Source organism: Streptomyces sp. NPDC091972 (genome assembly GCF_044756385.1).
Lineage (GTDB): Bacteria > Actinomycetota > Actinomycetes > Streptomycetales > Streptomycetaceae > Streptomyces.
Window position 1 is genome coordinate 118,278 of sequence record NZ_JBIVSV010000001.1, and the last position, 22,939, is coordinate 141,216.

General features: G+C 72.3%; 20 protein-coding genes. 7 read left to right on the forward strand and 13 right to left on the reverse strand.

The features are described 5' to 3' along the window. Positions 1-66: 66 nt before the first annotated feature. The 3 genes from ACIQJT_RS00525 (at position 67) to ACIQJT_RS00535 (ending at position 3,810) form a co-directional block, all read left to right on the forward strand. Complete coding sequence (locus tag ACIQJT_RS00525; RefSeq protein ID WP_365454105.1) at positions 67-675, forward strand: nucleoside deaminase; 609 nt, start codon at positions 67-69, stop codon at positions 673-675. Positions 676-843: 168 nt separating this feature from the next. Further along, positions 844-2,898 (forward strand): phosphocholine-specific phospholipase C, encoded by a 2,055-nt coding sequence (locus ACIQJT_RS00530; RefSeq protein WP_402638632.1) that lies wholly within the window; start codon positions 844-846, stop codon positions 2,896-2,898. A gap of 63 nt (positions 2,899-2,961) precedes the next feature. After that, positions 2,962-3,810, forward strand: coding sequence for a phospholipid scramblase-related protein (locus ACIQJT_RS00535; RefSeq protein ID WP_365454110.1), 849 nt, complete (start codon positions 2,962-2,964; stop codon positions 3,808-3,810). Positions 3,811-3,816: 6 nt separating this feature from the next. On the opposite strand, the gene ACIQJT_RS00540 is transcribed toward ACIQJT_RS00535, so the two are convergent. Both ACIQJT_RS00540 and ACIQJT_RS00545 read right to left on the reverse strand, forming a co-directional pair. Beyond that, positions 3,817-4,764, reverse strand: coding sequence for a hypothetical protein (locus ACIQJT_RS00540; RefSeq protein WP_402638635.1), 948 nt, complete (start codon positions 4,762-4,764; stop codon positions 3,817-3,819). Further along, a complete protein-coding gene (locus ACIQJT_RS00545; RefSeq protein WP_402638638.1) occupies positions 4,761-5,603 on the reverse strand; it encodes a phosphatase PAP2 family protein in 843 nt (280 codons plus the stop codon). The genes ACIQJT_RS00540 and ACIQJT_RS00545 overlap by 4 nt, the downstream gene beginning before the upstream one ends. A gap of 233 nt (positions 5,604-5,836) precedes the next feature. On the opposite strand from ACIQJT_RS00545, the gene ACIQJT_RS00550 reads away from it, so the two are divergent. Beyond that, a complete protein-coding gene (locus ACIQJT_RS00550; RefSeq protein WP_365454119.1) occupies positions 5,837-6,451 on the forward strand; it encodes a TetR/AcrR family transcriptional regulator C-terminal ligand-binding domain-containing protein in 615 nt (204 codons plus the stop codon). Between the two features lie 150 nt (positions 6,452-6,601). Here ACIQJT_RS00550 and ACIQJT_RS00555 read toward each other — a convergent pair whose 3' ends face one another. After that, positions 6,602-7,576 (reverse strand): DUF2510 domain-containing protein, encoded by a 975-nt coding sequence (locus ACIQJT_RS00555; RefSeq protein ID WP_402638641.1) that lies wholly within the window; start codon positions 7,574-7,576, stop codon positions 6,602-6,604. 520 nt (positions 7,577-8,096) lie between these two features. On the opposite strand from ACIQJT_RS00555, the gene ACIQJT_RS00560 reads away from it, so the two are divergent. Further along, the gene (locus tag ACIQJT_RS00560) at positions 8,097-10,766 is read left to right on the forward strand and encodes an ATP-binding protein (protein WP_402638644.1); all 2,670 of its coding nucleotides are present in this window, start codon (positions 8,097-8,099) and stop codon (positions 10,764-10,766) included. A gap of 87 nt (positions 10,767-10,853) precedes the next feature. Here the strand turns inward: ACIQJT_RS00560 and ACIQJT_RS00565 are convergent, their stop codons facing one another. From ACIQJT_RS00565 to ACIQJT_RS00600, 8 genes are read right to left on the reverse strand one after another with little or no spacing between them, the layout of a single operon-like run. Continuing rightward, positions 10,854-11,645 carry an SDR family NAD(P)-dependent oxidoreductase gene (locus ACIQJT_RS00565; RefSeq protein ID WP_402638646.1) on the reverse strand — a complete coding sequence of 264 codons (792 nt, stop codon included), beginning with the start codon at positions 11,643-11,645 and terminating at the stop codon, positions 10,854-10,856. Between the two features lie 49 nt (positions 11,646-11,694). Next, a complete protein-coding gene (gene pcaD / locus ACIQJT_RS00570) occupies positions 11,695-12,816 on the reverse strand; it encodes a 3-oxoadipate enol-lactonase (protein ID WP_402638648.1) in 1,122 nt (373 codons plus the stop codon). Continuing rightward, positions 12,813-14,144: a 3-carboxy-cis,cis-muconate cycloisomerase gene (gene pcaB, locus ACIQJT_RS00575; protein ID WP_402638651.1), complete on the reverse strand. Its 1,332-nt coding sequence runs from the start codon at positions 14,142-14,144 to the stop codon at positions 12,813-12,815. Before pcaB ends, pcaD begins: the two co-directional genes overlap by 4 nt. Continuing rightward, the gene (gene pcaG, locus ACIQJT_RS00580) at positions 14,141-14,746 is read right to left on the reverse strand and encodes a protocatechuate 3,4-dioxygenase subunit alpha (protein WP_402638654.1); all 606 of its coding nucleotides are present in this window, start codon (positions 14,744-14,746) and stop codon (positions 14,141-14,143) included. Before pcaG ends, pcaB begins: the two co-directional genes overlap by 4 nt. 6 nt (positions 14,747-14,752) lie before the next feature. Then, positions 14,753-15,526 carry a protocatechuate 3,4-dioxygenase subunit beta gene (pcaH, locus tag ACIQJT_RS00585; RefSeq protein ID WP_402638657.1) on the reverse strand — a complete coding sequence of 258 codons (774 nt, stop codon included), beginning with the start codon at positions 15,524-15,526 and terminating at the stop codon, positions 14,753-14,755. Between the two features lie 17 nt (positions 15,527-15,543). Next, entirely contained in the window at positions 15,544-16,746 is a 1,203-nt protein-coding gene (locus ACIQJT_RS00590) for a thiolase family protein (RefSeq protein WP_402638660.1), read from the reverse strand. Continuing rightward, positions 16,743-17,387: a CoA transferase subunit B gene (locus ACIQJT_RS00595; RefSeq protein ID WP_402638662.1), complete on the reverse strand. Its 645-nt coding sequence runs from the start codon at positions 17,385-17,387 to the stop codon at positions 16,743-16,745. The genes ACIQJT_RS00590 and ACIQJT_RS00595 overlap by 4 nt, the downstream gene beginning before the upstream one ends. Further along, positions 17,387-18,142: a CoA transferase subunit A gene (locus ACIQJT_RS00600; RefSeq protein WP_402638664.1), complete on the reverse strand. Its 756-nt coding sequence runs from the start codon at positions 18,140-18,142 to the stop codon at positions 17,387-17,389. The genes ACIQJT_RS00595 and ACIQJT_RS00600 overlap by 1 nt, the downstream gene beginning before the upstream one ends. Before the next feature lie 147 nt (positions 18,143-18,289). On the opposite strand from ACIQJT_RS00600, the gene ACIQJT_RS00605 reads away from it, so the two are divergent. Beyond that, positions 18,290-18,754 (forward strand): MarR family winged helix-turn-helix transcriptional regulator, encoded by a 465-nt coding sequence (locus ACIQJT_RS00605; RefSeq protein WP_402638666.1) that lies wholly within the window; start codon positions 18,290-18,292, stop codon positions 18,752-18,754. Here the strand turns inward: ACIQJT_RS00605 and ACIQJT_RS00610 are convergent, their stop codons facing one another. Further along, entirely contained in the window at positions 18,755-19,771 is a 1,017-nt protein-coding gene (locus tag ACIQJT_RS00610) for a DUF3048 domain-containing protein (RefSeq protein ID WP_402638668.1), read from the reverse strand. Between the two features lie 195 nt (positions 19,772-19,966). On the opposite strand from ACIQJT_RS00610, the gene ACIQJT_RS00615 reads away from it, so the two are divergent. Further along, the gene (locus tag ACIQJT_RS00615) at positions 19,967-21,157 is read left to right on the forward strand and encodes a zinc-dependent alcohol dehydrogenase (protein WP_365454125.1); all 1,191 of its coding nucleotides are present in this window, start codon (positions 19,967-19,969) and stop codon (positions 21,155-21,157) included. A gap of 681 nt (positions 21,158-21,838) precedes the next feature. Here the strand turns inward: ACIQJT_RS00615 and ACIQJT_RS00620 are convergent. Then, the gene (locus tag ACIQJT_RS00620; protein ID WP_402638671.1) at positions 21,839-22,900 is read right to left on the reverse strand and encodes an ATP-dependent DNA ligase; all 1,062 of its coding nucleotides are present in this window, start codon (positions 22,898-22,900) and stop codon (positions 21,839-21,841) included. Positions 22,901-22,939: the final 39 nt, after the last annotated feature.

Here is a 22,939-nt window from a genome sequence, read left to right on the forward strand (position 1 = left end):
CGGACGCCGGGGGAACGCGCATGATGAGTGCCGAGATCGTTCGGCCCGGCCGCGGAGGAAGACATAGTGATCGACATCGCCAGGGAGTACCGCGTCACCCTGCCCGCCTGGATCGACGGCGAACTCGCCCGTGTGCCCGCCGCCCTGCCGTCCCGGGAGGACCGCATGCGTCTGGTGCACCGCCTCGCCGACCGCAACTGGCGCGCGGGCGACGGCGGCCCGTTCGCCGCGCTCGTCGCGGAACGCGAGACCGGCCGGATCGTCTCCGTCGGCGTCAACGTCGTCCTGTCCAGCGGGGTCTCCAGCGCGCACGCCGAGGTCGTCGCGCTCGGCCTCGCCCAGCGGGCGACCGGCGGCTGGGACCTCGGCGGTGCGGGACTGCCCGCGCACGAGCTGGTCGTCAACTGGCGTCCCTGCGTGCAGTGCTACGGCGCCACGATGTGGTCCGGCGTGCGCGGCCTGGTAGTGGCGGGGGAGGGCCCGGAGCTGGAGGAGCTCACCACGTTCGACGAGGGGCCGGTGGGCGCGGACTGGGCCGAGCAGTTCAGGGCACGGGGCATCGAGGTCGTCGGCGATGTGCTGAGGGACGAGGCGCTCGCGGTGTTCCGCGGCTACCGCAAGGCGGTCGACGAGGGCGAGGTCGCCGTCTACAACGCCCGCGGGGGAGCGGACTGATCCTCTCGCGCCGCGAGGAGCCGGAACACCGACCCCACCCGTACCCCCGACTTTCACATCAGCGCCACCGCACCCTTCCCTGACGTTTGTTGCTCTTGGAACACTCGCTGCGCGCACCTTCCGTCACCCTCGGGCCATCGATGCGCAGGATTGAGAGGTCCCTCACTCATGTCCGACGTCAACCGGCGCAGATTCCTCCAACTCGCGGGCGCCACCACCGCCTTCACCGCCCTGTCGAACAGCATCCAGCGCGCCGCCGCGCTCCCGGCCCACCACCGCACGGGGACGATCGAGGACGTCGAGCACGTCGTCGTCCTGATGCAGGAGAACCGGTCCTTCGACCACTACTTCGGCTCGCTCAGGGGCGTGCGCGGCTTCGGCGACCCGCGCCCGGTGACCCTGGAGAACGGCCGGTCCGTCTGGCACCAGACGGACCGGAACGGCAAGGAGATCCTGCCCTTCCGTCCCGAGGCCGACGACCTGGGCATGCAGTTCATCCAGGACCTCCCGCACGGCTGGAACGACGGACACGCAGCGTTCAACGGGGGCAAGTACGACAAATGGGTCCCGAACAAGGGGTCCACGACCATGGCGTATCTGACCCGCGAGGACATCCCCTTCCACTACGCCCTCGCCGACTCGTTCACCGTCTGCGACGCCTACCACTGCTCGTTCATCGGCTCGACCGACCCGAACCGCTACTACATGTGGACGGGCTACACGGGCAACGACGGGCAGGGCGGCGGCCCGGTCCTCGGCAACGACGAGGCCGGCTACGGCTGGACCACCTACCCCGAGCGCCTGGAGAAGGCCGGCGTCTCCTGGAAGATCTACCAGGACGTCGGCGACGGCCTCGACGCGAACGGCAGTTGGGGCTGGATCCCGGACGCCTACCGGGGCAACTACGGCGACAACTCGCTGCTCTACTTCAACCAGTACAGGAACGCCGAGCCCGGCGATCCGCTGTACGACAAGGCCCGCACCGGGACCGACTTCACCAAGGGCGAGGGCTACTTCGACCGGCTCAGGGCCGACGTCAAGGCCGGAAAGCTGCCCCAGGTGTCCTGGATCGTCGCCCCCGAGGCCTTCACCGAGCACCCCAACTGGCCCGCGAACTACGGCGCCTGGTACATCGCCCAGGTCCTGGACGCGCTCACCGCGGACCCGGAGGTGTGGGCGAAGACAGCGCTGTTCATCACCTACGACGAGAACGACGGCTTCTTCGACCACGTGGTCCCCGCCTTCCCGCCCGGCTCGGCGGCCCAGGGCAAGTCCACGGTCGACCCCGCCCCCGACCTCTTCAAGGGCGACGCAGGCCACCCGGCCGGCCCCTACGGACTCGGCCAGCGTGTCCCGATGCTCGTCGTCTCGCCCTGGAGCAAGGGCGGTTACGTCTGTTCCGAGACGCTCGACCACACCTCGATCATCCGCTTCCTGGAGCGGCGCTTCGGCGTCCACGAGCCCAACATCTCGCCCTGGCGGCGCGCGGTCTGCGGCGATCTGACCTCGGCCTTCGACTTCTCCCGCAAGGACACCAGGCCGGTCGCCCTGCCGGGCACCGACGGCTACGAACCGCCGGACCGCGAGCGCCACCCCGACTACGTGCCCGTCCCGCCCGCCGTCGGCACCCTGCCGAAGCAGGAGCCCGGCCTGCGTCCCGCCCGTCCCCTCAAGTACGTGCCGCGCGTGGACGGTTCGGTCGACGCGAGGAACGGCACCTTCACCCTCACCTTCGCCTCGGGCGCCAAGGCCGGTGCCGCCTTCCTGGTGACCTCCGGCAACCGCACGGACGGGCCCTGGAGTTACACCACCGAGGCCGGCCGGACGGTCTCGGACACCTGGAACTCGGCGTACTCCAAGGGGTCGTACGACCTGACCGTGCACGGCCCGGCCGGCTTCCTGCGCGCCTTCCGGGGGTCGAACAGGAGCGCCGGCCCCGAGGTGACCGCCCGCCACACCGGCGACGACGTCGAGCTGACGTTCACCAACAAGGGCTCCGGCACGGTCCGTCTGAAGGTGACGAGCGGCTACGGCGATCCCGCGCGCACCTTCACCGTGCGGGTCGGCGCCACCGTACGGCACACCTTCGGGCTCGCCAGGAGCCGCCGCTGGTACGACCTCACGGTCACCTCCGAGGCCGAGCCGGCGTTCCTCAGGCGATTCGCCGGACATGTCGAGAACGGACGTCCCGGGGTGAGTGATCCCGCCGTAATCACCAGGTAAAGCCGTACGCGGAGCGGTCGTACACATGGCCGGAATGCGGTGGTCCCGGGGTAGTGTGCCCCGGTGACCACGCATTCGAACACACCTGCAGGCTGGTACCCCGATCCGCACGGAGCCGCCCAGACGCTCCGGTACTGGGACGGGGCGCAGTGGACGCAGCACACCCACCAGGACCAGCAGGGGGCGGGGCAGGCCGTGCAGGCCCCGCCGGCCCCGGCACCGCAGATGCCCCAGCAGTCGGCCGGTCCCGACCCGCGCGTGCAGCGTCAGGTGCAGCAGCAGGCCGGCGTCACCGGCGGCGGTGCGGGCGGCGGCACGCTGTTCACCGAGCCGGTGCTCGTGGTCAACCAGAAGGCCAAGCTGATCGAGCTGACCAACGAGTACAAGGTCATGGACCAGCACGGCAACCAGCTCGGCTCCGTCACCCAGGTCGGGCAGAGCGCCTTCCGGAAGATCGTGCGGTTCTTCTGGAGCATCGATCAGTTCATGAAGATCAGGCTGGAGATCCGCGACGCCCACGGGCAGCCGCTCATGCTGCTGACCCGGCCGGGCAAGATCTTCAAGTCCCGGGTGATCGTGGAGCGTCCGGACGGTACGCCGGTCGGTGAGATCGTCCAGCAGAACATGATCGGGAAGATCAACTTCGCGCTGATGGTGGACGGCCGGCAGGTCGGCGCGATCAAGGCGGAGAACTGGCGGGCCTGGAACTTCGCGATCGTCGACCACACCGAGAACGAGGTCGCCCGGATCACGAAGACGTGGGAGGGGCTCGCCAAGACGATGTTCACGACCGCGGACAACTACGTGCTGCAGATCCACTACCAGCTGCCCGAGCCGCTGCTGAGCCTGGTCGTCGCCACCGCGCTGACGGTCGACACGGCGCTGAAGCAGGACGCCCGCGGGTTCGGCTGAGCGTCCCTACAGCGGTGTGAGGTGCCCCGGCCCCGGCTGCCGGGGCACTGTCATGTCCCGCAGGGCCGGTTCCACCGACGCCGTCGACGGTTCGAGGGCCAGGACCGCCGCCACCGGGTGGTCGTCGTCCACCGCCACCGAAGGCGTACGGGTCAGCAGCACCACACCCCAGGCCGCGAGGCCCGCGCCCGCCAGGGCGAGCAGCACGCCCGCCGCGCCGCCCCGCAGTCCCTCGCCCAGCAGGGACAGGCCGATCACCGCGGCGGCCAGCGGATTGGCCAGGGTCACCACCGCGAGCGGGGCGCCGAGGCCGTCACGGTAGGCGGTCTGGGAGAGCAGGAGCCCGCCCGCGGCGAAGGCCGCGACCAGCAGGGCCACGCCGATCACCTGGACACTCAGAAGTGACTCGGAACGGTCCGTCGCTGCCACCGTCACGGTCTGGGTGAGCGCGGACGCCACGCCCGAGGCGACCCCGGACGCCGACGCGTGCCGGATGCCGGGCTTGGCACCGGGACGGGCCAGCACGCCGATCAGGGCCGCCGTCACCGCCGCCACCGCCACCGCCTCGGACGTGCTCAGCACCTTGCCGGGCTCGGAGCCCGACGCCACCACGAGGATCGCGGCGAGGCCGGCCAGCGTGTACGCGGTGCCCCGCCACTCCGTCGCGCTGACCCGGCGACCGGCGATCCGGGCGCCCAGCGGCACCGCGGCGACCAGCGTGAGGGCGCCGAGCGGCTGGACCACGGTCAGCGGGCCGTACTTGAGGGCGACGACGTGCAGCAGCGCTGCCGACGCGTTGAGGGCGACCGACCCCCACCAGGCGCCCGAGCCCAGCATCCGCAGCACACCGGAACCGGGATCGCGGGAGGCGAGGCGCTCCTGGGCCACGGCCGCGGCCGCGTAGGCGACGGAGGAGAGCAGCGAGAGGGCGAGGGCGAGCAGGGTGGCGTTCATCGGCCCGCTCCGACCAGGACGTTCTCCTCGGACTCGGCCGGGACGGGCTTCCCCTGGGTCGGGGCCGCCGTGGTGGCCGTCCGGTGCCGGGAGCGGAGCGGGACGAGGGTTCCCCGGGGCGAGGTCAGGGGGCGGACGACGGCGAGGACGACGCCGAGCAGGGCCGTCACCACGATCGCGTCCATCCAGTAGTGGTTCGCCGTCCCGACGATCACCGCCAGGGTCACCAGCGGGTGCAGCAGCCACAGCCACCGCCAGCGCGAGCGGGTCGCCACGATCAGGCCGATCGCCACCATCAGGGCCCAGCCGAAGTGCAGCGAGGGCATCGCGGCGAACTGGTTGGAGAGGGAGTCGGTCTGCGGCGGGCCGTACACGGAGGGGCCGTAGACCTTCGCGGTGTCGACCAGACCGGCCGCCGCGAGCATCCGCGGCGGGGCCAGCGGGAAGACGAGGTGCAGCACCAGGGCGGCGCCGGTGAGGCCGGCGAGGACGCGACGGGCCCACAGGTAGCGGGCGGGACGCCTCAGGTAGAGCCAGACCAGGAAGGCGACCGTGGCCGGGAAGTGGACGGTCGCGTAGTAGGTGTTCGCGAGGTGCGCGAGGGTGTCGCCGTGCAGCAGCGGCGACTGGACCGAGCCCTCTTCGGGCAGGTGCAGGGTCCGTTCCCAGTCCCATACGCGGTCGGCGTTGCGGTAGGCCTCGGTGGTGTGGCCCGTGACCAGTTGCCGGCCGAACTTGTAGACGAGGAAGAGCCCTACGACGAGCAGGAGCTCACGGACGAGCGGCGGCCGCGCTGTGGCGCCCGGCTCCGCTTCTGAAGGCTCGGTGCGGGCATTCATTCCCCCGGCCCTTTCGCTGACGGTGGTGCTGATGCTGAATCCGAACAACGTGGTGACTCGTCCGGATTCCAAAACTCATCGATACGACCTCGTACCGATACGCCAGTGTACCGATACGGTCGGGTACCGGTACACTGGCGTATCGATTGACATACGACACACTGGAATCCGGGAATGAAACGCGGCGGCCGCGAAAGCAGACCGGCCGCCGGAGCGAAGGAAGGGAAGAGCTCATGACGTCGCAGGCCGCGGACGGACCGGAGACGGTCGCCGCCTCGCGCCGCTCCAAGATCACGCCCGAGCGTGAACAGGAGTTCTTCGACGCCGTGCTCGAACAGGTCCGCGAATGCGGATACGACGCCGTGACCATGGAGGGCGTCGCCGCCAGCACCCGGTGCAGCAAGTCCACCCTCTACCGGCAGTGGAAGACCAAGCCCCAGTTCGTGGTGGCCGCCCTGCGCTCCCGCCGCAGGGCGAAGTTCGACGGGATCGACACCGGATCGCTCGCCGACGACCTGCGCGAGGCCGCCCGCGCCGCGGGCCGGTGGTCGATGCACGACACCAAGCTGCTCCAGGCGCTCGGCCACGCCGTCACCCAGGACGCGGAACTCGCGCGGGCCCTGCGTGAGGCGCTGGTCGAACCTGAGATCGCCGCACTGAGGCACATTCTCCAGCGTGGGGTCGACCGGGGTGAGATCGCATCCGGACACCCGGCGCTGGAATACGTCCCGGCCCAGATGTTCGGCGTCATCCGCGCCCGGCCCGTCGTCGACGGGAAGTACGCCGACCCGGACTACCTGGTCCGCTTCGTCGAGGCCGCCGTACTGCCGGCGCTCGGCCTGACCTGAGACCCAGGCCGCCGTCCACGGGATGACTGGACGGCGACCTGTTCGCGCCGCACCGTGGGGACGGGGGCGGCGCGCACCCCCCGGCCGGGTGGGGTGCCTCCCGAGCGGGGAGGCGCCCCACCCGGCCGCCCCGGGCCCGGGGGCCGGGCGTCAGACGTCCTGGCCGCTGCCGCCGCCCGTCGACACCTTGATCCCCTTGGTGATGTCGTCGATCACGCTCTGGCCCTCTTCGACGTCGACACCGAAGCGCACCACCACGATCTGCTGCGGGTTCGCCGGGGACGGGAAGGCCAGGGACTCCACATAGCCGTCGGAGCCCTTGCTGGTGACCGCCTTCCAGCGGACCCGGTAGCCCTTCTGCCCGGCCACCGTCACCGCCTCGGAGTCGAGCACGTCGTGCGAGGTGATCGAACCGTAGGTCTTGCCGCCGTAGGACTGCTCCGCGTTCGCCTCGATGTCGGCCTTCGCGACCGCCTCGGCCGTGCTGCCCTTGGTGCCCAGGGCCAGGGCGGGCGCCGAGTAGGCACCGCCCTTCGTGCACTTCTGGGAGGTGTCGCCGGGGCAGGCATAGGAGTCGTTGGAGGTCACGGACGCGCCGACCTGGATCTCCTGGCCGTACCAGTCGTCCGGGACGGGAAGGCTGATCCCGTCGATGGAGTCGGTCACCGAACCGCTCTCGATCCTCGGCGCCTCGGACCCCCGCGGCGAGGGCGACGCGCCGCCGGAACCCCCGCTGCCGCCGGAGCCGCCGTTGCCGCCGAACGGTCCGCCCTGGCCGCCCGGGCCCTGCGAGGTGGCCGCGTCGTCCTTGCCGTTTCCGCTGTCGGCCAGGGCGTACACCCCCACGCCTATGCTCGCCAGCACCACGACCGCCACGGCCACGGCTATGCCCGTGCGGCCGCGCCGCGTTCCGGTCGGCGGCTGAGCGGGATACGGCGGATAAACCGGATAGGGCCCGGCGTCCCCGGGGCTCGCGACCTGTTCCGGGGGACCCCATGCGGCGGCCGATCCGGCGGGCCGGGTCCGCTCGGTCCACGCCTTGCCGTCCCACCAGCGCTCGGTGGCGGGACCGTCACTTGTCTGCCCGGGATCGGGGTACCACCCGGGGGGAGTCTCCTGCGTCATGCCCCCACCGTATGAGCACTCGGTGAAAGAGGGATGAGAGGGGCGCGGCCGATTCAGGCCGAGGTCCCGACGCGCGATCCAGCGCACCGGCCGTTCCCGCGCGGCCGGGGCGATCCGGCCGGTACGCCCTGATCGACCCCGAACCGTCCGCCGGGACGAGGAACTCGGGGACGTGGGCCGCCCCCCTTCAGACCCCGGGGCGTTCAGACCCTGCTCAGCTCTGGAGCCTCAACCGGGCGGCGGGCGGAACGAGGACGGTTGAGGTCGATGCGGACGCGATCGCGCGGCACCTCGGCAACGGGCGTCCCGCCTCCCCCCGGATGGACTCCAGGTGTTCCATGCACCAGGACTGACGGGCGGTCAGGTCCGTCCACGGCAGGTCATGGGCGGGGCGCGTCGCCCGCCCGTACCGCAGGTCACCCGACAAGGCAACAGGTACCCCGACCGCCCTCCGCTTCCGCACCCGGACGGCTACGCTCGAGATCTGTACGTCGTTCGGGCGACTTGGGGAGGTAGCGGGATGACGGAGGTACGGCCCATGGCGGCCGCCCCGGCCTCGCTGTGGGAACGCGACGAGGAACTCGCCGCCGTGGAACGGGTGATCGACTCCCTGTGCGCGGGCCGCACGTCCTCGGGCAGTGTGCTGGTCATCCGCGGCGAGGCCGGCTTCGGCAAGACCGCCCTGCTGGCCGAGACCCGCCGCATCGCCGAGGCACGCGGCTGCACCGTCTGGTCCGCCCGCGGCGGCGAGACCCTCAGGTCCGTCCCCTTCAACGTCGTACGCCAACTGCTCCAGCCGGCCCTCCTGTCGCTGATGCCCGAGGAGGCCCGCGAGTACCTCGGCGACTGGTACGACATCGCCGGCCCCGCCCTCGGCATCACGGACCCCGGTGAGCGCCAGGCCGACCCGCAGGGCGTGTGCGACGGACTGGTAGCCGCGGTGCGCCGGCTCGCGCGCCGGGACTGGCCCCTCGTGCTGATGGTCGACGACGCCCACTGGGCCGACCAGGAGACCCTGCGCTGGCTCGCCGCCTTCGCCGAGCGCCTGGACGACCTGTCCGTCCTGGTCGTGGTGGCCCGGCGCCCCGGCGAGGCCACCCCCGAGAGCGCCCGCCTCCTGGAGACCGTGGCCGCCGCCGCGGGCGGGCCCGTCACCAGCCTCAGCGCCCTCACCCCGGAGGCCACCGCGGGCCTCACCCGCGCGACCCTGGGCGAGCACGCCGACGCCCCGTTCTGCCGTGAGGTGTGGGCCGTCACCGGCGGCAACCCGTACGAGACCGTGGAACTCCTCGCCAAGGTCCGCGACAGCGACATGGAGCCCGGCGAGAGCTCCGCGAACGAACTGCGCGAGCTCAACCGCTCGGCCCGCGGCGGCGGACTCGTCGCCCGCCTGGAGGAACTCGGCATCGACGCCACCCGGTTCGCCTGGGCGGCCGCGATCCTCGGCACCGACATCTCCGTCGGCCTGGTGGCCAAGCTCGCCACCCTGAAGCCCGACACGGCGGCGCGCTGCGCCGAACTCCTGCGCAGCGCCCGCATCCTGACCAACTCCGGCGCGGAGGACGGCGAGCTGGAGTTCGTGCACCCGCTGATCGCCACCGCCGTCTACGACTCCATCCCGGACGCCCTGCGCACCGCCATGCACGGCATCGCCGCCCAGCTCGTCACCGACTCCGGGCTCGGTGCCGCGGCCGCCTCCCGGCACCTGCTCCAGGTCCACCCGGACGACGACGAGGAACTCGTCGAGCAGCTGCGCGAGGCCGCCCGCGAACACCTGCTCGTCGGCGCCCCGGACGCCGCCCGCCGCTGCCTGGAGCGCGCCCTCCTGGAACCCCCGGCACCCGAGGTCCACGCGCGCGTGCTCTTCGAACTCGGCTGCGCCACCCTCCTGACCGCCCCCGCCAAGACCATCGGCCACCTCCAGACCGCGCTCGCCATGCCCGGCCTCGAGGGCTCCGCACGGGTGGACGCCGTGATCCGCCTGTCCCAGGCGCTCATGCACAACAACCAGCTCGAGGAGGCGGTCCGCACCGTCGAGGCGGAGGCCGCCCGGCACGAGGAGGGCTCGGCCCGGCTCCGCCTCCAGGCCGTCCAGTACACCTGGGAGGGGCTCTACCCGGGCGAGGCCGGCTCACCGGACCGTTCCGAGCGCCTCGCGGCCCTGGCCGCGAAGTGCACCGGCCGGGACAACTCCGAGCGGGCCCTGCTGATCCTGCGGGGCTTCGACGCGATGGCCCGCGGCGAGAGCGCCGAGGAGATCGCCGAGGTCTGCGACCGCGCCCTCGTCAACGGCCGCCTCGCACCCGGCCTCGGCTGGACCGACACCGAGTGGGGCCTCGAACTGCCCCTCATGCTGGCCAGCGCGTACGCCTTCACGGACCGGCTCGACCGCGCCGAGGCCCTCTACAGCGACGCCCTGCGCACCTACGAGTCGGCCGGCTGGAGCGGCGGCCACCTCGCGCTCGCCCACGCCTACGTCGGCCTGGGGCACCGTCGGCGCGGCCGGCTCCGGGAGGCGGAGACCTCCCTGCGCGAGTCGCTGCGGCTCGCCGAACGGGTCGGACGCGGTCTGCCGCTGTACTGGTCGGCGACGTGCAACCTCGTCGACACGCTGCTCGCGCGAGGCCATGTCGAGGAGGCGTGGGCGATCGCCGAGCAGTACGGCTTCGCGCCGCCGTACCCGTCCACGATCGTGCTGCCCGACCCGCGGTCCGTGCGGGGACGGCTGTTGCTGGCCGTGGGCCGCACCAAGGACGGGATCAACGAACTGGACGCCGCGGAGAAGGCGGCGGCGGTCCGGGGCCACCACAACCCGGTGCTGGTGCCGTGGGCGGCCGACCTCGCGCGTGCTCTCGCCGTCGAGGACCCGGTGCGGGCCGCCCAGTTGGCCACGGAGGCCCGCCGGCACGCCGAGCGGCTCGGCACGGACACGGCGATCGGTGAGGCGCTGCGGTGTGCGGCGGCCCTGGAGACCGGGCAGCGGGCGGTGCGGCTCGCCGCGCAGGCGGTGGCGTACCTGGAGGCGTCGCCCTGTCAGTACGAGCACGCGGCGGCCCGGGTCGAGTACGGCATCGCGGCGCGGTCCGTGGCCGAGCTCAACCGGGGCCTGGCGCTGGCGCGTTCCTGCGGGGCGGACGGGCTGGCGGCGCAGGCCCGGGAGGTCCTGGAGACGGGGCGGGGGCTGCGCTGACCTCGTGCGCGGGCCGGCGGGGGCTGCGCTGACCTCGTGCGCGGGCCGGCGGGGGCCGGTCGCGCGGGTTCCCGCGCCGCTGGGCAGCTACGGCGCGAGGAGTCGGTCCGTCAGCGTCGCCAGGCGCTTCTGCACCTCCCTGTCGTACGTCTCCTCGTGCGCCCGCGCCGGACGCGTCCCGTCGAAGTAGCCGCCCGTTCCGAGATCTCGGGTGGCCAGGGCCAGCACACCGGGAGCCCCGTCCGCGACCGTCGACCACGGGGCGACGCCGCCCTCGCGCACCATCGCCGTGTCCATGAAGGTCGCCGGGTGCAGGACGTTGACCGCGACATCCGTGCCCGCCAACTCCTCGGCCAGGGCGAAGGTGTGGGCCGCGAGGGCGAACTTGGCACGGCAGTAGGCCGCGAACCCGTCATGGCCGCGGGTGAACTCCGGGTCGTCGAAGTCGATCGGCTCCTGGCCCGCGGACCCCACGTTGACGACGCGCGCGGGGGAGTTCGCCCGCAGCACCGGAAGCAGGGAGCGGGTCAGCGCCACCGGCGCCAGATAGTTCACCGCCAGCCGCAGTTCATGTCCGTCGGCGCTCACCTCCCGGCCCGTGCCGGGCGAGCCGGAGCCCACGCCCGCGTTGTTGACCAGGACGTCGAGCTCGGGGTGGGCGTCGGCGACCTTCGCGCCCAGCTCGCGCACCTGGTCCAGGGAGGCGAGGTCGGCCACGAAGCCCTCGGCCCGCCCCTCCGTCCGCAGTTCCGCCACCAGGCTCTCGGTGCGGTGCGGGTCACGGCCGTGGGCGAGGACGAGATGGCCGGAGCGGACCAGCTCGAAGGCGACGTAACGGCCGAGACCCGAGGTGGCACCGGTGATCAGGATGGTCGACATGCCCTCACGGTAGGCACATCGCCGTCCCTCGTGCCTGCCCCTGCCGGGGTCACCCTTCCGTCTCCTCCGCCAGCACCCGCTGGGCCGTGGCGAACGCCGAGTTCGCCGCCGGTACCCCGCAGTAGACGGCCGTCTGGAGCAGGACGGCCCCGATCTCCTCCGGGGTGAGGCCGTTGCGGCGCGCCGCCCGCACATGCATGGCCAGCTCGTCGTAGTGGCCGTGCGCGACCAGCGCCGTCAGGGTGATCATGCTGCGCTCGCGGCGGCTGAGCGTGGGGTCGGTCCAGATCTCTCCCCAGGCGTAGCGCGAGATGAAATCCTGGAAGCGGGCGGTGAACGGGGTCTGCCGGGCCTGCGCCCGGTCCACATGGGTGCCCCCGAGCACCTCGCGCCGTACCTCCATGCCCCGCTTGGCACCTCCGTCGAGGTGCGTGCGCAGGGCGGTGAGGACGGCCTCCGGGCACTGCGCCGGGGCCAGGTGCGAGGCCCCGGGGAGCTCGACGAGCGTGGCGCGCGGCACCCCGTCGGCGATCTCCCGCAGATGGGGCGGCGGGGTCGCCGGGTCCTCGCGGCCGGCGATCAGCAGGGTCGGCGCCAGGATCTGGGGCAGCCGCTCGCGCAGGTCGAAGGAGCCCAGGGCGTCACAGCAGGCCGCGTACGCCTCCGGATCGGCCTCGGCGTGGTCCCGTACGAGCTCCGGCACGCTGAAGTCGCCCGCGAACCAACGGGAGTTCGCGCTCTCCAGCAGCCACTCCATCCCCTCCCGGCGGACCCGTTCGGCCCGCTCCTCCCACGGCTTGCTGCCGTTGAAGTGGGCCGAGGAGCAGATCACCGTCAGCGACGCGACACGCTCCGGGTGGTGTACCGCCAGATGCAGACCGACCGCGCCCCCGAGTGACACCCCGGCGTACGCGAACCGCTCGACGCCGAGCGAGTCGGCGAGCGCCAGCACCAGATCGGCGAGGTCGCCCACGGTGGCGCCGGGGCCGATCAGGCCGGCCGCCGAACCGCCGTGGCCGGGCAGGTCCCAGCGGACCACCCGGTGGGTGAGGGACAGCTCCGGCGCCACCTTGTCCCACAGGGCGTACGAGGTCCCGAGCGACGGCCCCAGCAGCAGCGGGGGAGCGGAAGCGGGGCCCTCGGCGCGGTGGTTGAGGACTTGTGCGGTCAAGGTCGCTCCAGAGCACGGTCGGTGAGGGCACCGGCCGAGCCGGTGTAGTGGGTGGGGTCGGTGAGCTCGCCGAGGTCCACGTCCTTCAACTCGCTCTCTCGCGAAAGGAGTTCACCGAGAGAGGCACCTTCGGTGTGGGTCCGCCTGGCGAGTTCCGTCAGCAGTTCCTTGGCGCGGGCGCGTCCCAGGACGGGGGCCAGCTCGGCGGACAGCCGCTCGGAGACGATCAGCCCGTGGGTGAGGTCGAGGTGGGCGCGCATGGCGTCGGCGTGGACCCGGAGCCCCTCGGTCAGGTCGGCGGCGTCCCGCGCGGCTCCGCCGGCCAGCCGCAGCAGGTCCCTGAGGGGCTCCCACTCGGCGTGCCAGGCGCCGGCCGGCCGCTCGTCCTCGGCGGCCAGGGAGCCGTACAGCGTGGCCGCGAGCTGCGGCGCGCGCCGGGCGGCGGCGGCGATCAGCGTGGCCCGCACGGGGTTCGCCTTGTGCGGCATCGCCGAGGAGCCGCCCCCGCTGCCCTCCGCGACCTCGGCGATCTCGGTGCGGCCGAGCACGAGCACGTCGGCGGCGATCTTGCCCAGCGCGCCGGCGGTGAAGGCGAGACAGCCCGCGAGGTCGGCGATGGGGGTGCGCAGGGTGTGCCAGGGCAGTTCCGGTGCGCGCAGCCCGAGCTCCGCGGCGTAGGCCGCCGTGAGGTCCCGGGGGTCCTCGCTGCCGTACGCCGTGAAGGCCGCCAAGGTACCGGCGGCGCCGCCGAGTTGGACGGGCAGGGAGCCGCGCACCACCGCGACCCGGTCCCGCGCGTCCAGGACCAGCGAGCGCCATCCCGCCGCCTTGAGTCCGAACGTCGTCGGAACGGCGTGCTGCGTGAGGGTCCGTCCCGGCATCGCCGTGTCGCGGTGCTCGGCGGCGAGCCGGGCCAGGGCCTGCTGGACGCGGAGGAGGTCGGTGAGGACGAGGTCGAGCGTGCGGGAGGCGACCAGCATGGCCGCCGTGTCCAGGACGTCCTGGCTGGTGGCACCCCGGTGGACGTACGGGCCGTACTCCTCGCCGACCGCCTTGGTGAGGTCGGCGACCAGCGGGATGACCGGGTTGCCGCCGCCGCGCGCACGCTCCGCGAGGGACCGTACGTCGAACCGGGCCGCATCGGCCGCCTCGGTGACCGCGTCCGCCGCCTCCTGCGGGGCGAGCCCCAGACGGGCCTGCACCCGGGTCAGCGCGGCCTCCGCGGCCAGCAGCGCCTGGAGGTGGGCGGCGTCGGAGGTCGCGGAGGCGGCGGGGGAGGCCGCCCAGCCGGGGCCGAGCAGTCCGGTGTCCGGATCGGGAGAAGTCACTGGAACTCCAGGAAGACCGTTTCGCCTTCGCCCTGAAGGCGGATGTCGAAACGGTAGGTGCCGTCGCCCTGCCGACGCGCGATCAGCGTGTCGCGCCGCTCCTCCGGCACCCGGGCCAGCAGTGGGTCCGCGGCCAGGGCCGCCTCGTCGCCCGGCAGGTAGATCCGGGTGTACAGGTGCACCAGCAGCCCGCGCGCGAACACGCACACGCTGATGTAGGGGGCGCTCCGCCCACGCGCACCCGGCCGCAGCGTACGCGCGCTCCAGTGACCGTTGGCGTCGGTCTGGACCCGCCCCCAGCCGGTGAACTCCACGCCGTTGCGGCCGAGGTAGCCGCCGGTCGCGGGGTCGCGACGGATCGAGCCGTCGACGCGCGGGACGTTGCCGTCCGGGTCGGCGCCCCACAGCTCCAGGAAGGCGTCGGGCAGCGGGTTGCCCTCACCGTCGGTGACGTGGCCCTGGAGGACGATCGTGTCCGGATGGCCGACCGGGGCGATGTCGCCGCCGCCGGGGAAGGGCAGGGCGTGACCGTAGAAGGGGCCGACGGTGTGCGACGGGGTCGGCAGCACGGTCTCCGGACGACTGGTGTCGATCTTCGTCATGGCTGGTCAGCGTCCTTCTTCGATCCAGGTGGCCTGCGGTCCGTCGAGCACGATGTCCCAGTGGTAGCCCATCGAGAACTCCGGTACGGACAGGCTGTGGTCGTAGGTGGCGACGAGCCGCTGGCGGGCCGCGTCGTCCGTGACCGACTGGATGATCGGGTCGTAGGGGAAGAGCGGGTCGCTCGGGAAGTACATCTGCGTCACGAGCCGCTGGGTGAAGGCCGTGCCGAAGATCGAGAAGTGGATGTGGGCCGGCCGCCAGGCGTTGAGGTGCTGGCGCCAGGGATAGGGGCCCGGCTGGATGGTGGTGAAGCGGTAGAAGCCGCTGTCGTCGGTCAGCGTGCGCCCGACGCCCGTGAAGTTCGGGTCCAGCGGGGCGTCGTGCTGCTCGCGCTGGTGGGCGTAGCGGCCGGCCGAGTTGGCCTGCCAGATCTCGACGAGCTGACCGCGCAGCGGACGGCCGTCGCGGTCCAGGAGCCGTCCCTCCACGGTGATCCGCTCACCGATGGGCTCCCCTGTGTGCTGCCGGGTCAGGTCGTTGTCGATCTCGGTGATGTCCCGTTCGCCGAAGGCGGGGGAGTGCAGCTCGACCAGTTCCGGGTCCTGGGAGACGTCGATGCCGATCGGCGGCTGTTTCGGGTGCCGAAGGACCGAGGAGCGGTAGGGCGCGTAGTCGCGGCGCGGCTGGTGCTCGACGGGGGCGCCGTCGGCGAGCCGCTTCTCGTAGGCGGCGTGCTCGGCGGCGATTTCCCGGTCGATGTCCTGCTGGGTGAGAGTCATGGGATTCCTGCGTTCCGTTAGCGTTCGAGGACGAGAGCGAGACCCTGGCCGACGCCGATGCACAGGGAGGCGACACCCACTCCGCCGCCCCTGCGGGCGAGTTGGTGGGCGACGGTGCCCGCCAGGCGCGCACCGGAGGCGCCCAGCGGGTGGCCGAGGGCGATCGCCCCGCCCTGCGGGTTGAGGATCGCCGGGTCGAACTCGGGCCACTCGGCGACACATCCGAGCACCTGGGCGGCGAACGCCTCGTTCAGCTCCAGCACTGACAGGTCGTCAAAACCCTTGCCCGCCTTGGCGAGTGCCCGGTTGACCGCTTCGACGGGGGCGAGCCCGAAGTAGTGCGGGTCCAGGGCGTGGACTCCGGTCGCGGAGATCCGGGCCAGCGGCTCCCGGCCGGTCGCGGCGAGGCCCTCGTCGTCGACGAGCAGCAGTGCGGCGGCACCGTCGTTCAAGGGCGAGGCGTTGCCCGCGGTCACCGTGCCGCCGTCCTCGCGGAACGACGGCTTCAGCTTCGCCATGGCCGCGAGCGACGCGTCCGGCCGTACGCACTCGTCGGCGCCGAAGACGACCGGCTCGCCCTTGCGCTGCGGCACCGGCACGGGCGCGAGCTCGGCGTCGAACAGCCCCGCCGCCCGGGCCGCGGCCGCCTTCTGGTGCGAGGCCAGGGCGAACTCGTCCTGCTGCTCACGGCTGATCTTGTGCTTGTCGGCGATCAGTTCGGCCGACTCGCCCAGCGGGATCGTCCACTGCGGTTCCATCCGCGGGTTGACCATGCGCCAGCCCAGCGTGGTCGAGTACAGCTCGGCGTGCCCGGCGGGGAACGGCTTGTCGGACTTGGGCAGCACGTACGGCGCCCGGGTCATCGACTCCACACCCCCGGCGACGGCGACGGAGGCGTCCCCGACGGCGATCGCCCGGGCCGCCTGGATCACCGCCTCCAGACCCGAGGCGCACAGCCGGTTGACGGTCACGCCGGGAACGGAGGTGGGCAGACCGGCCAGCAGCCCGGCCATCCGGCCCACGTTCCGGTTCTCCTCGCCCGCGCCGTTGGCGTTGCCGAAGTACACGTCCTCGATCCGGGACGGGTCCAGGTCGGGTGTACGGGCGAGCAGTTCACGGATCGCGTGAGCGCCCAGGTCGTCCGGGCGGACCGGGGCGAGTGAGCCGTTGTAGCGGCCCATCGGGGTACGTACCGCGTCGACGATGTAGACGTTCCTCACCGCAGGTCCTCCGCGAGGGTCAGTTCGGCATCGGTCTTGGCGGTGATCTCCTCGACGCCCACCCCGGGCGCCGTCTCGACCAGCACCAGACCGTCCCCGGTGACGTCCAGGACGCCGAGGTCGGTGATGATCCGGTTCACGCACGCCTTGCCGGTCAGCGGCAGCGCGCACTCCTTGAGGATCTTCGGGCTGCCGTCCTTGGCGGTGTGGGTCATCACCACGATGACCGTGCGGGCGCCGTGGACCAGGTCCATCGCCCCGCCGATCCCGGTGATCAGCTTGCCGGGGATGGCCCAGTTGGCCAGGTCGCCGGTCTCGGACACCTGCATGGCGCCCAGCACGGCCACGTCGATGTGCCCGCCCCGGATCATGCCGAAGGAGAGCGCCGAGTCGAAGAAGGAGGCGCCCGGCAGCACGGTGACGGTCTCCTTGCCCGCGTTGATCAGATCGGGGTCGACCTGGTCCTCGGTGGGGTAGGGGCCGGTGCCCAGGATGCCGTTCTCGGACTCCAGGATCACCTCGACGCCCTCGGGGAGGTAGTTCGGGATCAGCGTCGGCAGTCCGATGCCGAGGTTGACGTACTGACCGTCCTGGAGCTCACGCGCGGCCCGCGCGGCCATCTGTTCCCGGGTCCAGGTCATCAGCTGCTCACCGTCCGCTGCTCGATCCGCTTGTCCCTCGCCTGCTCGGGCGTCAGCGCGAGGACCCGCTGCACGAAGATCCCCGGCAGGTGCACCGCGTCCGGGTCGATCTCGCCGGGTTCCACCAGCTCCTCCACCTCGGCGACGGTGACCTTGCCGGCCATCGCCGCGAGGGGGTTGAAGTTGCGGGAGGACTTGTTGAAGACCAGGTTGCCGTGCCGGTCGCCCTTCGCCGCCCGGACCAGGGCGAAGTCGGTGCGGATCCCGTGCTCGAGGACGTACTCCGTGCCGTCGAACTCCCGCACCTCCTTCGGCGGGGAGGCCAGGGCGACGCCGCCCTCGCCGTCGTAGCGCCAGGGCAGCCCGCCGTCGGCGACCTGGGTGCCCACGCCTGCCGGGGTGTAGAACGCGGGGATCCCGGCGCCGCCCGCCCGCAGCCGCTCGGCGAGCGTGCCCTGCGGGATCATCTCGACCTCCAGCTCACCGGCCAGGTACTGGCGGGCGAACTCCTTGTTGGCGCCGATGTACGAGCCGGTCACCCGGGCGATCCGGCCGGCGGCGAGCAGGACCGCGAGGCCCGACTCCATCGCCCCGCAGTTGTTGGAGACCACCGACAGGGAGCCGGTGCCCTGCTCGTACAGGGCCTGGATGAGCACGTTCGGCACACCGCTCAGCCCGAAACCGCCCACCGCGAGCGACGCGCCCTCAGGCACATCGGCCACCGCCTCCCGGGCCGTGGCGACCACCTTGTCCATCCGCGTAGCCCCATTCCAATTGCTCAGTGCACTGAGTATTTCAGCGAGGTTTCTCTTAAGCTGCCACTGTGGCAGCCTGGCGTCAAGACTCACTACTCTTCAGTGCACTGACTAAAACAGACCAGCCAACCTGACTCGGGAGCGCACATGGCCGCGGTGGACCTCACCACCCACCCCGGGCACCTCGCCCGGCGGCTCCAGCAGGCGCACTACCTGCTGTGGAACACGATGGTCTCCGAGGAGATCACCTCGCCCCAGTTCGCGGTCCTGAACGCGCTCGTCGCCGAGCCGGGGCTCGACCAGCGCACGGTGGGGGAGCGGGTCGGCCTGGACCGGTCCACCATCGCCGAGGTCATCAGCCGGCTCGGCCGGCGCGGACTGCTCGACAAGGTCCGCGACCCCCAGGACGGCCGCCGCTTCCTGCTGCGCCTGACCGACGACGGGGTGCGCACCCACCGCAAGCTGACCGTGCGCACCGCCCGGATGAACCAGGTCTTCCTGGCCCCGCTCTCCGAGGACGAGCAGAGCCGGTTCTTCGAGCTGATCCGCCGGGTCGCGGACGCGGCGGAGGGGCTCCGCAACCCCGCGGAGCCCCTCGTCACCCAGCCCTGATCAGGAGGCCTTCGCGAAGACGACCCACACCTGGCCCTCGGCGAAGTTCACCGGGGAGCCGTCCTTCGTGGTGAACTCCGTGCCGTCGGCGGCCTTCGCCCGCTTCCAGTTCACGTCGAAGGCGCGCCCGTCGCGCAGCACCTTCGCCTTCCCCGAGCCGACGGTCACCGTGTAGGGCGAGTTGTTGCCGAGGAAGTCGTGGAAGGCGGACTTGCGCACCTTCACGTACTGCACGACGACCGTGGCCGGGGCCAGCCTCTTCCCGTCGGCCGTCACGTCCGGTGCGCCGTCCATCGAGACCAGCCAGCGCTTCTTGCCCGGCGACCAGGTGAAGGTGAAGCGGGCGGCCGGGTAGCGGACCGTCTCCGAGGTGTCCCGGGTGCCTCCGGCCGGCGCGGGGCCGTAGCGGAAGCCTGTCGTCAGCGCGTCCGCGCCCGGCGTGGTCGGCACCAGGCGCTTCGGGCGCAGGTAGAGGTTGTGCGGGAGGACCTTGTCGGTGCCGCGGAAGTAGGCGTCGGCCGCCTTCTCGGGGGTCCGGGCGGTCAGCGGCGCCCCGTTGATCAGGGGCATCAGCTTGCCCTGGGCGCCGGAGAAGGCGAGCGTCGGGTCGTCGAACTGCCGCAGCAGCTCCAGGTCCGACTCGCGGGCACTGCGCACGGGGCCGACGGCCTTCGGCAGCTTTGTCGCGTACACGGCCATGAGACGGCTGAGGCCGCCCTCGACCTGCTCGGCGTAGACGACGTCCGCGGAGTCGAGGCCCGTCTGCGGCCGCGCCGCCCGTACGTTGTCGATCTTCACGGCGAGCACGGAGGGGTGGCGGGCCGTGCCGCTCGCCTCCGAGGAGTTCGGTTCCGAGGTGTCCGGTTGTGCCGTGCGGAACTGTCCGCGTCCGTCGTCGGTCGGGACACCGGGTGTGCCGTGTCCCGTGCAGCCCGCGGCGAAGAGGCCCGTGGCGGTCAGCAGTGCCGCCGCCGTACGGGCGCGTCTGGCGCGCGCCCCTTGCTCCGTACCCACCATGCCCACCGTGCCCGCCCGTCTCGTGTCTTTGATTGTGCGCTTATAAGTTCATTGGTGGCCATACCCGTCTGTTTCTGATTAGTCGCGTCGACTACGCCGATCGGCCCTGGATCGCGGTTGGGCGGGAGTCCCCCCGGGTACCCGGGGCGCCTGTCCGAGGACCGACACATGACCTGACGGAGGGAGTGCCGGGCGATGAAGGCAGTGACCTGGCAGGGCAAGCGGGACGTACGGGTGGAGGAGGTGCCCGATCCGAAGATCCAGGAACCGACGGACGCCGTCATCCGGATCACCTCGACCGGACTGTGCGGCTCCGACCTGCACCTCTACGAGGTACTCACTCCGTTCATGACGCCGGGCGACATCCTCGGTCATGAACCCATGGGCATCGTCGAGGAGGTCGGCGCCGCGGTCCCGGACCTCGCCGTCGGCGACCGGGTCGTGGTGCCCTTCCAGATCGCCTGCGGCAACTGCTGGATGTGCATGACCGGGCTCCCGACCCAGTGCGAGACCACCCAGGTCACCAGCGAGGGCATGGGTGCCGCCCTGTTCGGCTACACCCGTCTGTACGGTGCCGTACCGGGCGCCCAGGCCGAGTACCTGCGCGTCCCGCAGGCCCAGTTCGGGCCGATCAAGGTCCCCGAGGGCCCGCCGGACGACCGCTTCGTGTACCTCTCCGACGTGCTGCCCACCGCCTGGCAGGCCGTCGCCTACGCGGACGTCCCCGAGGGCGGCAGCGTCGCCGTGCTCGGCCTCGGACCCATCGGCGACATGGCCTGCCGGGTCGCCCAGGTGCGCGGCGCCGGGCGCGTCTTCGGCGTGGACCTGGTGAGCGAACGGCTGCGCCGGGCCCGGGCGCGGGGCGTGGAGACGTACGACCTCCGCAGCTTCGACAACGAGAAGGAACTGGTCCAGGCGATCCGCGACGAGACCGACGGGCGCGGGCCGGACGCCGTGATCGACGCCGTCGGCACCGAGGCCCACGGCAGTGCGGTCGCCCGCCTGGCCCAGAACGCCTCGGCCCTGCTGCCCCGGAAGATCAGCGGGCCGTTCGCCGAGCGCTTCAGCATCGACCGGCTCGCCGCCCTGCACACCGCCATCGAGCTGGTCCGCCGCGGCGGCACGATCTCCCTGAGCGGCGTCTACGGCGGCATGGCGGACCCGCTGCCCATGCTCACCATGTTCGACAAGCAGATCCAGCTCCGGATGGGCCAGGCCAACGTGCGTCGCTGGAGCGACGAGATCATCCCGTACCTCACCGACGAGGACCCGCTCGGCGTCGACGACTTCGCGACCCACCACGTACCGCTGTCGGACGCCCCGCACGCCTACGAGATGTTCCAGAAGAAGCGGGAGGGCGCGGTCAAGGTACTGATGCGGCCCTGACTTCGGCGGGCGGCACCGCGTCAGCCGAGCCGACGCTACGGGAGCGGCGCAAGCCGAGCCGCTGGGGTCTTGGCCCCACCGGCCGAACCCATGACGGTGAGTGCACCACACCAGCCGCGCGACGCACGCGGCACCAGTCCAGCCTGTACGGCCGGGGCCGCACCAGCCGAACCAACGCAGCCAGGACCCGCCACCAGCCACCCCCGCACGGTCGGAGCCGCTCCAGCCAGGCCGCGCACGGACAGGGCCGCCAAAGCCGGCGCTGCACGAGCCGCGCCAAGCCCAGGCCGGCCCAGCCCCCGGCTGCTGGTTTCCGGCCGCCCAGGTTCGGCTGGTGCGGTCGTGGCCTCGGCGGGTCCGGCGGGTGCCGTTCGGACCGCGCCCGGCTGTCGTGGACCTGACCGCGTCGGCTCTGCTGGTGCGGTCCGGCTCGAATGGCCGGGTGGCGTGGCGCCGGCCGCGCGGGCCCGGTCGCAGGAGGACCCGGTCGCGCGGGTTCGCCTGATGGGGTCCAGGCCCCCGCAGGCCCCGCTGGTGGCTCACGCCGCGTCCGCCCGGCTGGCTGGCTGGTGCGGTCCGGGCGGCTCCGACCCACCTGGTCGATCCGGCCGACGCGGTCCCCGCCTCTCCCGGCTCCGACCAACCCGGTCGACCCGGCCGGCGCCGTCCCCGCCTCGCCGTTCAGCCCAGGATTTCGTCCAGGTCGTAGCGCACCGGCTCCTCCAGCTGGGCGTACGTGCAGCTCTCCGGGGTGCGGTCGGGGCGCCAGCGGCGGAAGCGGGCGGTGTGGCGGAACCGTACGCCGTTCTCCATGTGGTCGTACGCCACCTCCGCCACCCGCTCCGGCCGGAGCGGCACCCAGGACAGGTCCTTCTTGCCCGACCAGCGGCTCGGCGCCCCGGGCAGCCGGGCGCTCTCGTGGGCGGCCTCCTCCGCCCAGGCGGCCCACGGATGCCCGGAGACGTCCGCCATCCGCAGCGGCTCCAGTTCTTCGATCAGCTCGGCGCGCCGCTTCATGGGGAAGGCCGCGGACACGCCGACGTGCTGGAGCGCGCCCCGGTCGTCGTGGAGGCCGAGCAGCAGGGAGCCGACCACGGGGCCGCTCTTGTGCAGCCGGTAGCCCGCGACCACGACGTCCGCCGTGCGCTCGTGCTTGATCTTGAACATGGCCCGCTCGTCCTGGAGATAGCGCAGGGTGAGCGGCTTGGCGATCACCCCGTCCAGGCCCGCGCCCTCGTACTCCTCGAACCACTGCCGGGCCACGTCGATGTCCGTGGTCGCCGGCGCCACGTGCACGGGCGGTGTCGTGCCGGACAGTGCCGTCGTCAGCAGGTTTCGGCGGTCGGTCAGCGGGACGTTCAGCAGGGACTCGTCCTCCAGGGCCAGCAGGTCGAAGGCCACGAACGAGGCCGGGGTCCGCTCCGCCAGGGTGCGCACCCGGGAGGCCGCCGGGTGGATCCGCTCGGTCAGCGCGTCGAAGTCCAGCCGTCCGTCCCGGGCGATGACGATCTCCCCGTCCATCACGCAGCGCTCCGGCAGCCGCTCCCGCAGCGCCTCCACCAGTTCGGGGAAGTACCTGGTCAGCGTCTTGCCGGTACGGCTGCCCAGTTCGACCTCCGCCCCGTCCCGGAACACGACGGCCCGGAATCCGTCCCACTTCGCCTCGTAGTGCATGTCCGGCGGGATCTTCGCCACCGACTTGGCGAGCATGGGCTTCACAGGGGGCATCACCGGCAGATCCATGGTCCGATTCTGCACGCGCATGCCCCGAAATGCCTGATA

What these genes read in the sequence shown, in the direction of transcription:
- ACIQJT_RS00530 (WP_402638632.1), top strand. Translation starts at nt 844, where the DNA reads ATGTCCGACGTCAACCGGCGCAGATTCCTCCAACTCGCGGGCGCCACC.
- ACIQJT_RS00540 (WP_402638635.1), bottom strand. Translation starts at nt 4,764, where the DNA reads ATGAACGCCACCCTGCTCGCCCTCGCCCTCTCGCTGCTCTCCTCCGTC.
- ACIQJT_RS00545 (WP_402638638.1), bottom strand. Translation starts at nt 5,603, where the DNA reads ATGAATGCCCGCACCGAGCCTTCAGAAGCGGAGCCGGGCGCCACAGCG.
- ACIQJT_RS00550 (WP_365454119.1), top strand. Translation starts at nt 5,837, where the DNA reads ATGACGTCGCAGGCCGCGGACGGACCGGAGACGGTCGCCGCCTCGCGC.
- ACIQJT_RS00555 (WP_402638641.1), bottom strand. Translation starts at nt 7,576, where the DNA reads ATGACGCAGGAGACTCCCCCCGGGTGGTACCCCGATCCCGGGCAGACA.
- ACIQJT_RS00560 (WP_402638644.1), top strand. Translation starts at nt 8,097, where the DNA reads ATGACGGAGGTACGGCCCATGGCGGCCGCCCCGGCCTCGCTGTGGGAA.
- ACIQJT_RS00565 (WP_402638646.1), bottom strand. Translation starts at nt 11,645, where the DNA reads ATGTCGACCATCCTGATCACCGGTGCCACCTCGGGTCTCGGCCGTTAC.
- pcaG (WP_402638654.1), bottom strand. Translation starts at nt 14,746, where the DNA reads ATGACGAAGATCGACACCAGTCGTCCGGAGACCGTGCTGCCGACCCCG.
- pcaH (WP_402638657.1), bottom strand. Translation starts at nt 15,526, where the DNA reads ATGACTCTCACCCAGCAGGACATCGACCGGGAAATCGCCGCCGAGCAC.
- ACIQJT_RS00595 (WP_402638662.1), bottom strand. Translation starts at nt 17,387, where the DNA reads ATGACCTGGACCCGGGAACAGATGGCCGCGCGGGCCGCGCGTGAGCTC.
- ACIQJT_RS00600 (WP_402638664.1), bottom strand. Translation starts at nt 18,142, where the DNA reads ATGGACAAGGTGGTCGCCACGGCCCGGGAGGCGGTGGCCGATGTGCCT.
- ACIQJT_RS00605 (WP_402638666.1), top strand. Translation starts at nt 18,290, where the DNA reads ATGGCCGCGGTGGACCTCACCACCCACCCCGGGCACCTCGCCCGGCGG.
- ACIQJT_RS00610 (WP_402638668.1), bottom strand. Translation starts at nt 19,771, where the DNA reads ATGGTGGGTACGGAGCAAGGGGCGCGCGCCAGACGCGCCCGTACGGCG.
- ACIQJT_RS00615 (WP_365454125.1), top strand. Translation starts at nt 19,967, where the DNA reads ATGAAGGCAGTGACCTGGCAGGGCAAGCGGGACGTACGGGTGGAGGAG.
- ACIQJT_RS00620 (WP_402638671.1), bottom strand. Translation starts at nt 22,900, where the DNA reads ATGGATCTGCCGGTGATGCCCCCTGTGAAGCCCATGCTCGCCAAGTCG.